The 16,280-nt window shown below is 46.7% G+C and carries 13 protein-coding genes and 1 pseudogene; 5 read left to right on the forward strand and 9 right to left on the reverse strand.

Annotation, left to right across the window (positions count from 1 at the left end; translation table 11 throughout):
• Window positions 1–181 precede the first annotated feature (181 nt).
• Together purT and PY990_RS06190 are read right to left on the reverse strand one after the other, a co-directional pair.
• Window positions 182–1,411, reverse strand: a complete 1,230-nt coding sequence (purT, locus tag PY990_RS06185; RefSeq protein ID WP_275270887.1) for a formate-dependent phosphoribosylglycinamide formyltransferase — start codon at window positions 1,409–1,411, stop codon at window positions 182–184.
• A 40-nt stretch (window positions 1,412–1,451) separates the two neighbouring features.
• Window positions 1,452–2,531 carry an AI-2E family transporter gene (locus PY990_RS06190; RefSeq protein ID WP_105029094.1) on the reverse strand — a complete coding sequence of 360 codons (1,080 nt, stop codon included), beginning with the start codon at window positions 2,529–2,531 and terminating at the stop codon, window positions 1,452–1,454.
• A gap of 111 nt (window positions 2,532–2,642) precedes the next feature.
• Between PY990_RS06190 and PY990_RS06195 the strand changes: the two genes are divergently transcribed.
• Entirely contained in the window at window positions 2,643–3,353 is a 711-nt protein-coding gene (locus PY990_RS06195) for an SIMPL domain-containing protein (RefSeq protein WP_275270879.1), read from the forward strand.
• Here the strand turns inward: PY990_RS06195 and PY990_RS06200 are convergent.
• The gene (locus tag PY990_RS06200; RefSeq protein ID WP_275270880.1) at window positions 3,325–3,750 is read right to left on the reverse strand and encodes a DUF3135 domain-containing protein; all 426 of its coding nucleotides are present in this window, start codon (window positions 3,748–3,750) and stop codon (window positions 3,325–3,327) included. The two genes, PY990_RS06195 and PY990_RS06200, sit on opposite strands and share 29 nt — an antisense overlap.
• On the reverse strand, window positions 3,747–3,983 hold the full coding sequence (locus PY990_RS06205) for a hypothetical protein (RefSeq protein WP_008249338.1): 237 nt from the start codon (window positions 3,981–3,983) through the stop codon (window positions 3,747–3,749). The genes PY990_RS06200 and PY990_RS06205 overlap by 4 nt, the downstream gene beginning before the upstream one ends.
• 84 nt (window positions 3,984–4,067) lie before the next feature.
• Here PY990_RS06205 and PY990_RS06210 point away from each other — a divergent pair, with 84 nt between their 5' ends.
• The gene (locus tag PY990_RS06210) at window positions 4,068–5,129 is read left to right on the forward strand and encodes a tetratricopeptide repeat protein (RefSeq protein ID WP_275270881.1); all 1,062 of its coding nucleotides are present in this window, start codon (window positions 4,068–4,070) and stop codon (window positions 5,127–5,129) included.
• Here the strand turns inward: PY990_RS06210 and PY990_RS06215 are convergent, their stop codons facing one another.
• The gene (locus PY990_RS06215; protein WP_105029090.1) at window positions 5,130–5,348 is read right to left on the reverse strand and encodes a hypothetical protein; all 219 of its coding nucleotides are present in this window, start codon (window positions 5,346–5,348) and stop codon (window positions 5,130–5,132) included.
• Between the two features lie 126 nt (window positions 5,349–5,474).
• Window positions 5,475–7,151, reverse strand: a complete 1,677-nt coding sequence (locus PY990_RS06220; RefSeq protein ID WP_275270882.1) for a S8 family peptidase — start codon at window positions 7,149–7,151, stop codon at window positions 5,475–5,477.
• Between the two features lie 369 nt (window positions 7,152–7,520).
• On the opposite strand from PY990_RS06220, the gene PY990_RS06225 reads away from it, so the two are divergent.
• The 3 genes from PY990_RS06225 to PY990_RS06235 all read left to right on the forward strand — a co-directional run bounded on the left by PY990_RS06225 (window position 7,521) and on the right by PY990_RS06235 (window position 12,066).
• A complete protein-coding gene (locus tag PY990_RS06225) occupies window positions 7,521–9,599 on the forward strand; it encodes a hypothetical protein (protein ID WP_275270883.1) in 2,079 nt (692 codons plus the stop codon).
• 8 nt (window positions 9,600–9,607) lie between these two features.
• A complete protein-coding gene (locus tag PY990_RS06230; RefSeq protein WP_275270884.1) occupies window positions 9,608–10,591 on the forward strand; it encodes an ATP-binding protein in 984 nt (327 codons plus the stop codon).
• Window positions 10,592–10,653: 62 nt separating this feature from the next.
• A complete protein-coding gene (locus PY990_RS06235; RefSeq protein WP_275270885.1) occupies window positions 10,654–12,066 on the forward strand; it encodes a hypothetical protein in 1,413 nt (470 codons plus the stop codon).
• A gap of 325 nt (window positions 12,067–12,391) precedes the next feature.
• Here PY990_RS06235 and PY990_RS06240 read toward each other — a convergent pair whose 3' ends face one another.
• The 3 genes and pseudogenes from PY990_RS06240 to PY990_RS06250 all read right to left on the reverse strand — a co-directional run.
• Window positions 12,392–13,984: a peptide chain release factor 3 gene (locus PY990_RS06240; RefSeq protein WP_105027672.1), complete on the reverse strand. Its 1,593-nt coding sequence runs from the start codon at window positions 13,982–13,984 to the stop codon at window positions 12,392–12,394.
• 9 nt (window positions 13,985–13,993) lie between these two features.
• Window positions 13,994–14,854 (reverse strand): class I SAM-dependent methyltransferase, encoded by an 861-nt coding sequence (locus PY990_RS06245; protein WP_275270886.1) that lies wholly within the window; start codon window positions 14,852–14,854, stop codon window positions 13,994–13,996.
• Window positions 14,855–15,777: 923 nt separating this feature from the next.
• A pseudogene (locus tag PY990_RS06250) lies at window positions 15,778–16,266 on the reverse strand (SulP family inorganic anion transporter); the annotation flags it as partial.
• Window positions 16,267–16,280 lie beyond the last annotated feature (14 nt).

Raw genomic sequence — 16,280 nt, forward strand, 5'->3', positions numbered from 1 at the left:
AACGCAGCGAGGGGCGACCTGCAAGGTCGATGCGAAGACGCGCTGGCGTTTCGCATGCCCCGAGCCAGTTTCAAACAGGGGAATTCGACTTGAGCAAGGCAGACGGGCAATGCCATGTGCAGCCCCCCATCAGACCAGCATAATCAACAACGCCATGCGCAGTCTCAAAACGCCGAGCAACTTAACCAACTGGCTTCACTTTCGCAGCAACCCGCTTGGCCTTCGCGCGGGCTTCTTCTACATCTGCATCACGCGCCAAGGCAACACCCATTCGTCTTTTCACAAACGACTCGGGTTTGCCAAATAAACGCACATCCGTGCCGGCTTCAGCCAATGCATCGGCCACACCTTCAAATGCGATGCCCACTTTGTCTACACCACCATAAATAACAGCACTGGCACCCGGTGTTTTCAGGCTGGTGTCCACAGGCAAACCCAGAATGGCACGCGCATGCAATTCGAATTCGTTTTGCCACTGCGTAATCATGGTGACCATGCCAGTGTCGTGAGGGCGGGGGCTTACCTCAGAAAACCAAACCTGATCGCCTTTTACAAACATTTCAACACCAAACAAACCGGTGCCGCCCAAGGCGGTGGTTACCAAGTCTGCCATTTTACGGGCCTCATCCAGGGCCTTTGCGCGCATGGCTTGGGGTTGCCAGCTTTCAACGTAATCGCCGCTTACCTGAATATGACCCACTGGCTCGCAATAACTGGTTTCAATTGCGCCGCTTTTGGGGTTGCGGGCACGCACAGTCAACAGGGTAATTTCATACTCGAATTCGATCAGCGATTCAGCAATAACCCGCCCTGAATTGACACGCCCGGCGCTGCCTGCGTAATCCCATGCTGCTTCCAGTTGGCTGGCATCATCCACTTTGGATTGCCCTTTCCCAGAGGATGACATCACGGGCTTGATGATGCAGGGGTAGCCCACCGGCTTCTTGCCATCAATACCTTTTTCTACCGCCCGCTTCAGAGTTTCAAAATCATCGGCAAAGGCATAATGCGAGCAACTTAAATTCAATTCCTCAGCGGCCAGGCGGCGAATGCCTTCGCGGTTCATGGTTAGCCAAGCCGCATTGGCTGTGGGCACCACACGCACCACGCCTTCTGCCTCAAGTTCTTTCAGGGCAGGGGTCGCAATCGCTTCAATTTCCGGCACCACAATGTGGGGACGCTCTTGTGCAATCAAGGCCTTCAATGCGTTGGCATTGGTCATGTCGATTACATGAAAGCGATGCGCAACCTGGTGCCCTGGCGCATTGGGGTAGCGGTCCACTGCAATAACCTCAACACCCAGGCGCTGAAAGGCGATGATCACTTCTTTGCCCAGCTCACCACTGCCCAGCAACATCACTTTGACGGCGTTTGCAGCCAAAGGTGTACCGATCTGTGTTGGAAATTGAATCGCTGTTGTCATGCTCAAACTCGCTTGATTAAATCACTGATTAATTGATGGATTCGGGGGTGTCGTGGTGGTGTGCATGCGATGCTTCGTCAAAAAACACCACCAACAACACCAGCAGCACCGGGCCAATTATCAAGCCCACAATACCCATGGTAATGACGCCGCCAAACACACCGAACAACACGGCCAAAAACGGCAAATGGGTTCCGCCCTGAATCAACAAAGGGCGAACCAGGTAATCGGCAATCAACACCACCAACATGCCCACCGTGATCAACACAATTGCTTCTGCGCCGTTGCCACTTAAAAACAGGATCATACCCAAAATAGCGAGCAAGCCTGGTGCAGCCATGGGTATAAAGGCAATCAATGCCGTAACGGTGCCCAACAACACGGGTGCGTACACACCGCAGGCGGCAAACAGCACAGAAAGAATAACTGCCTCGGCAAAACTGACAATCACCAACCCGTTAACCGCTGCTCGCAGGGCAGGTGGCATGTGTGAAACATAAGGTTTCCAGCGTTGGCCCAACCAGTCAGTGCCAATTCGGTTCATGCGTATGCTGATGCTTGAGCCATCGCGGTAAAAAAAGAACAGCACCCACAATGCAAAAAACAGGGTGGCAACACGACCCAGCAATTCAAGCAAAATGGCCGACGCTGTGCCTTGCACATCGCCCAAACGTTGGGTAAGTGTTTCGCGTAACAGTCCGGAAATTTGTTTGGGCACACTCAAATATTCTGTCCAGCTGGCCACGAGCATTTCGCCAAGCACTGGAATTTGAGGCAACCAGTTGGGCACAGCAACGCCGGAGTCATCGGCCTGTCGCAAGAAGGTGGTAATTTCAAGAATGTCTTGAACCATAAACACGATCAAGCCGATCATTGGCCCAACCAACAAGAATGCAACAACCAGGGTGGTCAAAAATGCGGCGCCATTGGGCTTTCCGGGAAAGCGGCCACGAATGCGACAGTGAAGCGGCCAAAACGCGGTGGCAATAATTCCTGCCCACAAAATTGCCAACAGGAATGGCGACAATACAATGGCAGCGCCGACCAGTATCAACACAGTAAACAACGTGCTGATCAGGGACTTTGGTTGTCTCAGGTGTTCTGCCATGTCAGCCAGTCGTGCGCAATACGCGTTATTGGAATGCTTGTTTGTGGTTCAATCATTGTAACAATGCCTGAATTGCAAATTGACTGTTATTTCACTTTCACGAGAACACACATGAATTTATCCAACTCTTTGCGAATCGCTCTGTTCAGTTCATCAATCGGTTTGTTGGCACCGTCGATCGCCTTCGCGGACCTGTGCGAAAAAACACCCGCCGTGAACTTGAATGCCATTAGCAGCGAAGAGGTGGACAATGACATGGTGCGTTTGAATTGGCAGGTGCAAATTCAGGCAGGAACAGCCAACGAGGCCATGAATGCCGTCAACACCGTGCTTGAAAAATCAATCAATAATTTATCGAAGAACAAAGACATCAGCAAACTGAAGAACAACATTCAAACCTATCCGCAATACGGCAAAAACAATGTTATCCAAACTTGGCAAGGTGTGGGCTCACTTACTTTTGAAATGCCAGTTCAGGCATTAAAAACCCAGAAGAATTTGAATGTGGCAGATGGGCTGACGCTGAGCAATCTGGAATATTTTCCCAGCGAAGGTCGTATTGAACAAAGCCGTGAAAAATTGCTGCAAAGTGCCATGAAAGAATTTCAAAACAAGGCAAGTATTGCCGCGAAGGGTTTTGGCAAAACTGGCTATACCCTGGGTGAAGTGTCGATTAACGATGAAAATCAAGGCCCACCTTCTTACCCAAGAATGTACGCAGCTTCGGCAGACATGATGAGCAAAGGCATGGAAGTGGCCCCGGCTGCTGGTTCAAGCCGGGTTAGTGTTTCGGTTAATGGACGCGTTTGCCTGAAACCGTGAATGGGATAACACGGGCCAGATTCGCAGCTGGACCGGATTGATCGTTTGAGGTTTCCGCGGCTTTTTCAATGTCGCCAGTGTAGTTCTGATCGATCAAACGCAAACCATTTTGCCTTAAAGGGGCAGGGCTCAGTTCCTGTTCCAGTTTTTGCACCTGCTCACGCAGTTTGCCAAACGATTCCCACATCAGCTTCGACGATTCCATGGCCGACTGCAATGGGCTTTTCGAGCGCTGGCGGATCATGCGAATCTTGAACAGCGTTTGCTCCAGCGCTAAGCGGTGTTCTGGGTCAACACTGGCTACATAACCTTCGAGTACCGCCTCACGGCGCTGCTCGAAGGCAACAGGGTCCACCTGGTACAAGTCGGCCCATTCCTTGAAATCAAAGTGCGTCATGGCTGCTCCTTGCTTTGCTCAATGAGCTTGGCTTTGTTGCTGTCTTGATCGTCGGTTCCCATCAAAAACGCATGCACTGCTTTTTGCAGAGTCCTTAACCGGGCAGTTTTTAGGTTAAGCTCACGCCTAAGAGCTTCGTTCTCTTCCATGAGTCTGTCAACCAGTGCGAGAGTTTCAAATTTCTTTCCCAAACTTTCTACCCGGTTTACTTCAACGCTTGAATGATGGCCCATGATGACTAGTAATGTTGCTATTAACCTTTGTACTGCCAAACACAGCAATCGGTTTTAGTAATACTCTTCAGTAACAACAATCGAATGACAACAACAATGGTGTTTATGAAAAGCGCTTGGACTTTTTCTTTTTTTCTGGGTTTGTTTGCATGGGCTTATATACCCACAGCCTTCGCCCAGGAAACAAGTTCAAATTTAACCCGTTGTGAAAACAGCTTTGGCAAAGAACCTGTAGGCACCACCATTGAAATTTGCCGACTGGAATTGACTGGGCCAATTACCCAGGCCAAACGCGTCAAAATTCTTGAAACACTGGGTAAGGCTTACCTGGCGCAAAAAGAAGCCGACTTGGCCATTTCAACCTGGAATGAAGCCAGCCAATACAGCCCTCTAAGCCGGGAAGACCAGGCGGCGGCCGAAGCCTGGACACGTTTGCAGGTACTCATTGGCCAAACTTATGCACAAGCCAATCAAATGGAACGCGCCGAAGCCCACTTTCAGAAAACCCTAAGCACGGTCGAACAATCCATTGGTCGTTATTCTTTGCCGGCCGGCATGGTTCAAGACGCTCTGGGTACTTACTATGCCCTGCAAAGCAAGGCGGCTGAATCTGAAGCAGCATTCAAACGCGCGCGTATTGTTTATGAAATTCGCTTGGGAAAAACCAATGCCCGAACGCTTGAAACCCGCATGAACCATGCCGTGGGTTTACTGGACATGGAGAAAGAGCAAGAGGCGCTGGAAAGTTTCCAGGTGCTTGCAGAAATTATCAATGCCACGCCCAATTACAAAAACGAACCCATTCGTGCTGAAATACTGACGTTTCTAGGCACGCTGCAAATGCGCGGCGATCAGTTGCAAGAAGCGGCCAAGAATTACCAAACCGCATTTGAAGTACGGCAAGCCGCGTTTGGCCCCAACGACATCAGAACCAGCCAATCTTTGAATAACCTGGGGGTTGTGCTTTACAGGGCAGGGGACTTAAAACGAGCGGAAGTGGCACTCAGCCGCGCCTACATTATTCGGGCGGATGCCTTGGGCAACGAAGACCCTCTAACACTCAGCACTCAAAAGAACTTGCAGGCCGTGATCGCCGCTCAAAATGCGGCGAAAACAGGCCTTTCAGGAAGTGCCAAACGCAATTAATTAAACCTTGCTGTCGCGCACCAGCTTGCGATTGGCCTTGAATGATTTGAACTCATACACTGCAACCAGCAAAATTGCGGAGAACACACAACCCAGGGCTGCCAAAATACTTGGGCTTGCTACTTCATAGTTAATGTAATCCACCAAACCATGAACCAACATGGCTGAGGCGATCAACAACAACACCAATACACCGGGGTAAGAACGAAGAGCTTTCATACGACACCTCTCAAAATTTACTGCATCAATTGCTGACCAATGAGTCAACAACTAAACTTTACCATTGAGCGATGTCACAGATTGGAGCGCCACTTCTAACGTTGTATTTAACCAAACCAGCGCATTTCAGACTGTATTTTTCTTTTTAAAACAATGCAGTAGAAACAAACAAGCCAGCAAACCCAGAAAATTCAAGGCACCACCACCCCCGCCACCGCTAGAACTTCCTGTGTCAGAACCACTGCCTGAATCGCCCACCACCGCATCACCCACAGCCGAGGAGGGTGCACCTACACCTGCTGAGGCACCATTAATCAATGGTGAAAGCAGACTGGCCAACAAAGTAGGGGACGTAGCCCCCTGATTGGCCACAATAACCGAGGCAATTGCCGTTCGGCCATTGGCAGCTTGTGCACGAAGATCAAACCCTGTTACCCCCGAAGGCGCGGTTACATCCACTTCCAAGCCGCTCACCGACAAAATCGGGTTGGGTGCGTCGGCCGACGATTTCAACACATTGATCACATCGAAACTGACTGCATTTACCTCCTGCCCGGAAGAGTTCAATGTCCCGCTGGCAGAGAATGTACGTGTTTGTCCCGGTGGAATGACATTGCCCGTGTTGGAGAACAAATTGGTAAGTCCACCTGCCGCCTGTGAATTGATCAAATTGGCTACATCCAGCATGCCCGAACCACACAGAGCCCGTGTGCAATTGCATTCAACATCCACTGTGTCAGCGGTGCAAGTGGGGCGACCACCCAGCGAAAGAAAGGGACGCGCAGTGGTTTTCAGCAAATTCTCCACGGTGGCCACTGACGCCGAAGGATCCAAAGACCAATACAGCGAGGCTGCGCCAGCCACCATGGGAGAAGAGAAACTGGTACCGATCTTGGTGTTATAAGTGTTGGTCAGAGGGCCATCGCTACCCGTATTTGAGGCACTCCAAATTGGAAACGCTGCATCGCCTCCAGGCGCTGAAAGTTGAATACTGGGTCCAAAATTGCTGTAATTTGCCTTCAACCCTTCCTGATCTATTGCTGCTACACCAAAAGCGCCAGGGCAGTTGGCAGGCGAATCCACTGTGCTACCGTCGTTGCCTGCGGCAACCACCACCAAAGAACCTGCCTGGCGCGCGGCGGCAATGGCCGCGCCCTCAATGGAGGCCACGCAAGCTCCCTCCGCACCCAAACTTAAATTAATTACCTTGGCAGGGAAGGGGTTGTTGGGTGCCCCAGGCACACTCAAGCCGGCGGCCCAGCGAATACCGTCTGCAAGGTCGCTTGAAAACCCACCACATTTACCCAACACACGAACAGGCAGTACGACAGCATTCCAGTTAACCGAAAACACACCTTCGCTTGGCACCGGGTTGCCAGCAAGCAAAGCGGATACAAAGGTGCCATGCCAGCTTGACTGACTAAGACCTCCACACACTGGGTCTGCCAGAAGATCGGCTGGGCCTACACCATCGCCGGGGTCAGTCGGGTCTGAATCCCGATCAGAACCTGTGGAACCTTGACCATCAGCCCCTATCAAGGGGTCAGCTACAAAATCGTATCCAGACAGCAAATGGCCTTGAAGCATGGGATGGCTTGGCAAAACACCCGTATCCAACACAGCGACCACAGTAGGTGCGGTACCGTGAAAGTTGGTCCACATGGCACCCGTATTGATTGAAGCGGGCTGTGTGCTCAAATCTTGGTGGAACCACGAGCGGCTGCGGCGTGACGGGTCAAGCCCATTTAATACCCCGATCAAAGGCGATTGGGCGCGAAGCTTGATACGACGGTCAAGCTCCACGGACTCCACCGCCGGATCGGACAACAAACGGAGGCGCGCTTTTTCAGCATCGCTGCCACTGGGCGTTGTAATTACAGCGCCACGTTCACCAAATGGCCTGACAAGTTGGAAGGTGCGTTTGTGAACTATGGAAAGTTCGGCAAGCCTGGCTCGTAATTCTGATTTGCGTGATTCAAGCGCCTGTTCTATTAGAATTGTAAAGAAGATTGTTTCCTCAAGTTACTGATAATAAACAATTTATTTAAACTCAATTCACAAGTAAGCTAACTTTCAGTGAGAGTACAATTGTAAAGTAGACAGACTGTAGATTAAAAAGGTAAAGTAAATAGAAATTACTCTGTCCAAGTCTATATTATGGCCTCAGAATCGATGCGTCACATCAAAGGTTTAAGTGACACCATCTGGGCTGACTTTACAATTTGGCCAGGCTTTGATGAAGCTTCACTAGCTCCAGATAAGCTAGCCAAATTCCTCAATAGAAAAGAGGCAATCAAGGCCTATTTAAGCGGCAGTAAAGTTGCTACGATTCGAAAAGAATATGGTATCTCAGAGCCTCAAATCTATCGCTTAATCACTGAACGGTGTATTTGCAATCACCCTGACGGCCAAATTTACGGCTGGCGAGCACTGATCCCACGAACCAGAATAGTTCAATTCAAAAGACGTTCACCCATCGTTATTAATCAGTGGGGACACGGTGCTGTTGGCGCTTTTCAAACGCTACTAGACACCTATCCGGACGTCAGAGAGGCTTTACACAAAAAAATTCTTAAAGTCCCCAATACTCGAAAAAAGCTTGGAATGTTGTCAACTTCGAAACGATCGATTTGGCTCTGGTTTCTCCAAAGTCTTAGAGAGAAAGGTCTTGAAATCAAAGGGGAGTGGCCTTTTAATACTAAAACGAATGGATATCACACAATTATTAAATACATTGATAAGGTGCTCCACGAAAACCCTGGCAAAGCAATCCTGATACACGGTGGAAATGAACTTCAGAGAAAAATGCAAGCGGGAGATGGTGTTGATCGACCAGTTCACCGCCCGTTTCAACGTGTAGAAATGGACGCCCACAAAATTGATGGGCGCTTCACCGTTGCAATTCCTTTACTGGAGGGTGGCTACCAGAACGTCCTGATCCACAGGATATGGGTGATTGTGATCATTGAGGTGGTGACTCGATTGGTGCTCGGATATCACATGAGTCTTCGAAAAGAGATTTCTAAAGAAGACGTGCTTCGGGTGATCAAGAAGTCCCTTTCGCCCTGGGCGAAGAAAAAACTGCACCATACCGATAAAGACTTTTATATCGATGGTGCAGGGTTTCCCTGTGTTTTAGGGGAGCAATTTACGGGTATATGCTGGGACGAAACCTCAATTGATGGTGCACTGGCCGAAAAAGCAAAGGTGGTTACAGAAGTACTAAAAAATTCGGTTGGGTCGATTCTTCTTACTCCCGAGAATTCGTATGCGATAAGACGAACAAAAGACGACCGACCTTTCATCGAAAGCTTTTTTAACAAACTCGGAATATTAGGATTTCAGAAAATCTCCAACACCACGGGCAATTACCCTGGAGCAACGAAAGGCAGAGACCCAATCGGAGTCGCGGTAGCCTCAGAGTTCCAATACGAGTATGCAGAAGAACTCCTCGACATCATCATTGCTAATTACAACGCGAGAATCCACTCAAGACTTAGTGGTCGATCACCTCTTCAGTACCTCCAATATCTGGTTCTTAGCAAGACCTTCCAACCCAGAGTGATTGATCCGCAACACCTTAACACTTTCTTCAGTTACAGAAAGCTGTGCATGGTCAAAGGTGGTCTAGATGCTGGGAAGAGGCCATACGTTAATTTTGAGAATGGTGTCTACACAAGTCCCATCTTGGGTCAAAGACACGATTTGGCGGGGAAAAAGATCTGGATTACCGCAGATTCTGACTCAGACTCCAGGGTCATCAAAGCGTCTTCGCTGACTGGTGAACACATCGACAATTTACGCGTATCACCTCCATGGAATCGCGTTCCTCATAACTTCGAGACGCGAAGATTAATTTGTGGATTAATTCGTCAAGGCAAATTCTCTTTGCAGAACCAGCAGGATGCGGTGGAATCCTACATAGCCGAGATTGAATCGTCAGGGGGTAAGTTTCCTCCCCATCCAGCCTATCTAACAGCTCGAAATTTTCTGGTTCAATCCAACGACACGATTCATCAGGCCCCTGACAACGAACCCACACGGTCTGATATGGCTTCAAATGTAACCAATAAGAGCGCGGAAAGCCGGATTACCTACAGCACTGAAGATAAATCCAAGTCCCGCTCCACAGCCAAAAACAATACTTCTAGCAAAAACAAGCAGAAAACCGCCACAGGCACCTCCGAAGCGGCAGCTCAAACCCAAAAATCTGCATCACTTCCACCACGAAGAAAAGCTGAAAATAAATAGAGACGACGATGACTGAGATTTCACGTGATCATCCGGTGTGCACACAAGAATATGCAATTTATACCCCACCCATTCATGAGATGTGCGAAACGATCAGCAGATGGATCGAACAGCGTCAGACTGGTGGCTACATTTACGGACCCTCTCGATACGGAAAATCGAAAGGCATAAGATCCTTCTTGGCGAAGATACTTAATGAAAAGTTCGATACTGAATTCCCTTTGATGATTTGGTCGCATCCAACCAACAGCAAATCCGAGCGAGAGTTCTGGAATCTTCTTTTGATGGCCTCTAGATTTGAGTTCAAAAATCCAATCAAACCAAAAGGAAAAATAGAGGCAAAATATCTATTTAAACAACATCTAATTACCTTGGCAAACAGAGTCAAATATAACTATATCGTCATTCTGATTGATGAAGCCCAATTAGTACTATTAAATGAGTGGCATTGGCTACTAGGCCTTCAAAATGAACTTGATCTGGAAGGATATCGCTTAAGTATAGTATCTGTCGGCTCCCACCAGATTTCGTTTCAACCTAACTTTTTTGCAAGAACAGGTGACGCACATGTAGTCACACGGTTTTTATTGCATCATGCTCGATTTCACGGAATTAGATCACAAAATGAACTCGAATACATATTGGAAGGATATGATAACGATTCCGAGTGGCCAGATAATAGCAATATAAGTTATACAAAATATTTTCTTTCAGAGGCTTTTGATGATGGATTTCGTTTAGCAGATTTGTCATTTTTGATTTGGAATGAGTTGACTGAAAAATATAATTTAGCATTTAGGTCATACAAACCAAAATCAGATCAGATTGAAATTCCGATGAATCAAATTGCCAATCTGATTGAGAGGCTATTGAAGGAGATGTCAAATAAACCAAAAAGTGAGATCGAATTGTCTATAAGCTCCGAATACATTTCAAAAATACTTTTTGACCAAAACATGATTTCGCAAGTATGGACAACTTCTACAGATTAAGTAGTTTGATATCGACAACTAATAAGTCTCATTTTGAGCCACTCTTCAATTGGCGGTCGGATTTGTATGATGCCAATGACAATACATACTTTCTCATTGCCAAGTTCTCTTTACTAAATAAACTAAATTTTGAAAATATTAACGAATTCTTTAAACAATATTTTTCTTTTGACGTTTATGACTTAGATGTAGAAGGGCATCGTTCTGTAAAGTATTTTTTCTCCGTCTTCAGTCAGTCAATTTATTTTCACAATGATTTCATTACGGATAGCTCCACGCTGGACAATGTGCTGGGCCTAAAAATCAATCTTTCATACAGTCACACAACGAAACATCACGGAAAGAGCATTAGATATTGCCCAGAATGCATTAAGCATTTAAAACTACCGGAGACTGCATCATTTAAATATCTAGACCGTTGCCTCACTCATAATACTAAATTTTCTGAATTTCATTGTAATTTTCAACATACTCGCCTGCGCGAGAGAAATATTAAATGCTATGAAAAGTTTTTAATGAAAATGTACCCGACCTATCCTACTTTATTTTCGACCAAATCACAAATTGTTAGTAAAAACAATAACCCATACCATGATCTGAGCAAGTGGAACGGAAAATTAGACAAAGAAGCTAAATTTCAATTTGGCAAGCATCTTTATTCCTTTAAAGAAATAGATGATCAAAAATCGAGCGAACTTGCTTATAAAATTATGACAAGCCAGTTAACTCCTCCCGCATCACTTAAAAATTACCTAATCATAAATGAAAAATCCTTAAAATCGGATTTTTTATCTATAAACAATGAAACCGGATCAAATCTATTTGAGAATTTTAAAATCAATCAATTTAACGCGCTTCGCATTGTTTACTCTTCCTTTTGTTTTCTCAACCGAAGATACGAAACCTCATTCATAAAAATCATCTTGGATTTTATAGATGAACTAAATTTGAGATTTTCGAATAAAAGTGACAACTTTTGGTATTTTAATGAGTGTGACGGAATCTGGACGATTTCAGACATAAGATATCGCGGCTCTAGTCAAAACATTTATGCGTTATTGATAAATTGGTTTATTCAGCTATGGTTTCCGTCAGTTTATAACGAACCTAGCCGAAGAAAATCAGCTTCATATTTCAATAATTTTTATATTTTGAATTATGATCTTGTCAGCAGTGGCACGTTCTACCCGTTGGTCGAAGATCTACAAGGGTCGGAGCTCAGCGACGGTCAAATTTATATTTATGGCTCCCGTTTTCGAGAACTCGCCAGACCTAGTTTTTCTTCGAAAAGTTTGTTTGTTTTAGACTCTATTTTCGAGGTTATTGCAAAATCTCTTATTGTTGATGCAAGAAAGTGGCTTGATAAAATAGAGTCAGGTGAGAAACCGGATCATTTTCCACCCAAAAGTCATGGCCTAATATCACTTCAAGAGCGTCAGAACGATTACTGTTTGATTAATATTCAGATTGATTGAGTTTTTAAATTTAATCTTTTCACATGTGATTACGCTATCAAATCCAACAAGATTGGCACTAATCGCATCGAATGACTGTAAGGTCAGTTCAATTTGTTTTCAAACATTAAGGCTTCTGCATCTAGATTTTCGCGCGCGACTTCGAGCTTTGTTGCTTAGATATCCCTGCCAACAATTTTCTCTACTGATCAGTTTGTGCAAGCTGTGCAATTAACAGACCATGCTCGCATCCTAGATCCAGCACGGTTGTTTACTTAGCCAAGAGCGCTGGCTTAATCACGGTTTGGAGTCCTAATTCCTGGAGTTCCGTCATACTTAGACATACTCAAACCAAGCTTTCCGTATTTTTAGTAAGTCCGTGTTGCTCTCGAATGGAATGAAACTGAATGGCCGGGGAATTCTTCATGACCACATCCAACTCAAATCGGCTGGTAGTGACGTAGGTGGGTGCATCCACTACATCCCAATAGACGCGGTTTGAATGTCGGTCTATAAAGTGTTTTAAATCCAGCCCGTCTTCTGCACTTAGCCAACGTGCAACTGTCAAATTGGTTCCCAGTAGTTGTACGTCAACCCCGTATTCATGTTTCAAGCGGTGTTCTACGATTTCAAATTGCAACTGTCCAATCGCGCCGATTAGCAGATTACTCCCAGTGTCGGGGCGAAACACCTGAATCGCACCTTCCTCGCCCAGCTCCTTCAAGCCTTGGCGAAGTTGTTTGATCTTTAAAGGATTCTTGATTTCAACAATTCTAAAAAGCTCGGGGGCAAAGAAGGGTAAGCCAGTGAATTGAAGCTTTTCAGATTCTGTTAATGTGTCGCCCAAGCGAAGATTGCCATGGTTGGGTATTCCCACGATATCGCCTGGGAAGGCTTCATCCACAATTCCCCTGCGCTGAGACATAAAAGACATTACATTGTTGGTTCTAATCTGTTTGCCATTTCTGCTGACGTACAAGTTCATTCCGCGATGGAATTTCCCCGAGCAGGTTCTGACAAAGGCTACTCGATCCCTGTGAGCTGGGTCCATATTGGCCTGAATCTTGAAAACGACACCCGTGAATGCTGATTCAGAAGGATCAACCCAACGTTCAGTAGTGGGCTTTGCTTGTGGTGGTGGAGCAAGGGTGACAAGGGCCGAAAGAACATGATCTACACCAAAATTATTGATTGCAGACCCAAAGTAAACCGGTGTTTGTTCACCTTGCAGGAATAGTGAGTGATCGAACTTATCGCAAGCCACCTGCAACAACTCAATTTCACCTTTTGCTTTCTCGTGTGCACCTTTCGGGTTGAATGCTGATTTGTGCACATTATTGTTCAAGGCCGACTCATCAGCTTGCGGATCAAACATCTGGATAGACGATGAATTCAAGTCCATGACGCCGAAAAACTCTCGGCCCATGCCAATTGGCCAAGTCATGGGTATCGCTGGCATTCCGAGTTCACGCTCTATTTCGTCGAGTAGTTCAAGCGGTTCTTTCACCTCCCTGTCGAACTTGTTGACGAAAGTAATGATGGGGGTGTTTCTCGCTTTGCACACTTGCAGTAACCGGCGCGTTTGGTCTTCCACGCCGTTGGCTGCATCTATGACCATCAATGCCGCGTCCACGGCTGTCAAAACCCGGTAGGTATCCTCGGAAAAATCCTGGTGACCCGGAGTATCCAGCAGGTTCAAAACACAGCCCTTGTATTCCATCTGCATGACTGAACTGGCCACGGAAATGCCCCGTTGTTTCTCAATTTCCATCCAGTCAGATGTTGCATGTCGGCTCGCTTTACGGGCCTTCACACTACCTGCAATATGTATTGCACCCGAGAACAGAAGCAGCTTTTCGGTGAGCGTCGTCTTCCCCGCATCAGGGTGCGAAATGATTGCAAAGGTTCGTCGTCTTTCGACCTCTTGGGTTCTATTCATTGTTATCCCTCATAGTTCGAACAACGCCATTTCAGAGAATCCCATCAAGAATAGGGCTGGATAAAGTTTGATGACTTTTGCAGATTTGCGCAGTTTCCAGTAAATCTCTCCGCCCACTGATGGAAACTTCGATCCAAACCACAAATTGAACTTCATCCAGCGTTTGCTGTTTTCAATGAATGAATCGCTTTTCCGCATTAAAAAAGCACCCGATAAGAACTCTGTTTCCATGCCTGCCTTATTGGCCATTTTCCTGACGCGTTTAGGGGAAAAAACGCTGACATGCCCAAAGGGTTTTGCCTTTGCTCTCAAACGATCTTCCCACCATGCTTCAAAACGATTTGGGGTGACTGGAAAACCGCCGATAACAACGCCTTCATGTGTCAAGAAATTGCGAAGTTGTGCAACAAATTTCTCTGGTTGAAACAAATGTTCTAGAAAATGCAGCGTTATAATCACATCGTACTTCTGGGTCAAACTGAAGTTATCAGCTTCAACATTGGCGTGTACGACATGGGTGTAACCCACGGTTTCAAGCTCGGGTTGAATGATCACATCGACCGCAGTCCATTCGACGTACTGACTAAAACCACTGTCCTTCATGAATTTGAGCATTTGTCCCCGATCAACCCCGATTTCGCACACTTTTAAGGGTCTGCCCAGGCGTTCATACTCCTGCTGAATCAAATGAAAAGTGAACCAATACCGAAGTAATTTGACAGGGTATTTGCTTTTTGAATTTCGCAGAAAAATTGATTTGATCCAGTGCTGTTTCTCAAGCACCTCAAGGTCCCACTGATGAGTTGGTAGCTTCTTTAGCTCTTTAGAGGAAATTTCATTTTTTGATTTCAAAGCAGTGTTGGTTTTCATATTTTTATTTCCGAGAGAAATTGATTGATTCAGTTAGATGGGCAATCGTTGCCAGTTGAGAAGATCATGAAGATCACTGAAGTAGTTCCACGACTTCGGGTGAAGAAAACGAATTGGTTTTGGATGCTTTTTGATGACAAGTTTTGCGCTTGGTGGAACTGAGACTCTTTCCTGTCCATCAACAAGCAGGAATAGCTTGTGGGAGGGGTGGATCGTAATCTCAAGCGGTTCAGATTGGGGAAGCAGAAAGGGGCGAAGAGAAAGAGGTCTTTGCCCACAGGGAACGCAGGTCCAACAGTCCAGGCTCGGGGACGCTTTCCCTTCGGGTTTTCATTGCAGTGCCGTGCCAGGACCTGTCGAAGTTTGGGCTGTGGTGCCTGTCAAAATCGGTTGCTGCAACAAGCAATTGTTCTGGTCTGTTGTGGATCCCAGAGTGTTTTCGGGTTTGCAGCGCAATGTCCAAGCCCACACCTTCACAAAACAGGTGAAGTACGATTTCATCACCCGGTGCAAAGAAGAGAATTTCCAGCCGGGCTGGATAAGTTCCGAAAGTAAAGTTTAAGCAATAGTTAGCCACGACCAAGCCTCAAGCAGTCGAAATGAATTCGCGCTCGGCACGGGTATGCGACAACCGTCTGGAGGAATTATTTTTTTCAGGGAAAAGATTGATTCAGCCTGGCTGCGCAAGTGTGATACCCGCGACAGACGCAACAAAGCCCAAAGGTATTGGGGCGATTTGAATTGTTGCCAAGACTGTGTGTGCTACATGGGGAGAATGTTGATTAGTTCATTTATAAAATAACATAGCTTGCCTAGAAGCCACAAGTTTGTCGGTCAGTTTGTCGAGCGTTCAGCCCTGCAATCGGCGCAGAACAGCAAGGTAGGATCTTTCTCAAGGTCACTCAAAGGAAGTTCGTCTTCGCACTGACAACACAGTCCAAGCGTCCACGACCTCCCGACTTAATGTTGATTACAGATTGACCGATCATGGCACAACCTGCCATGCCACCAATGAAGCCCGACGTAATGTTAGCCACACCTTGACCAATGCATTCACGGTTTTTGTTGCTGGGTGTGTCGGTGAGGTCGTCCACAATTTGAGCTGTCATCATCGATTCAAGCAAGCCGACTACAGCCAATGTCAAAGACACGGGGAATACGATCTGCAAGGTCTCAAATGTCCAAGGAACATCAGGAATCAGAAACACGGGCAAGGAATCAGGCAGCTCACCCATGTCACCCACGGTACGAATGTCCATGCCCATGAACACACTGAACACCGTTAGCACCACAATGGCCACCAGGGGTGATGGTATGGCTTTGGTAAGGTATGGCAGCAGGTAAATAATGCCCAAGCCCGCAGCCACCATGGCGTAAACATGCCAGGTCACGTTGGTTAGCTCGGGTATGCGCACGGCTATTCAAT

Source organism: Limnobacter olei (genome assembly GCF_029087225.1).
Classification (GTDB): domain Bacteria; phylum Pseudomonadota; class Gammaproteobacteria; order Burkholderiales; family Burkholderiaceae_B; genus Limnobacter; species Limnobacter olei.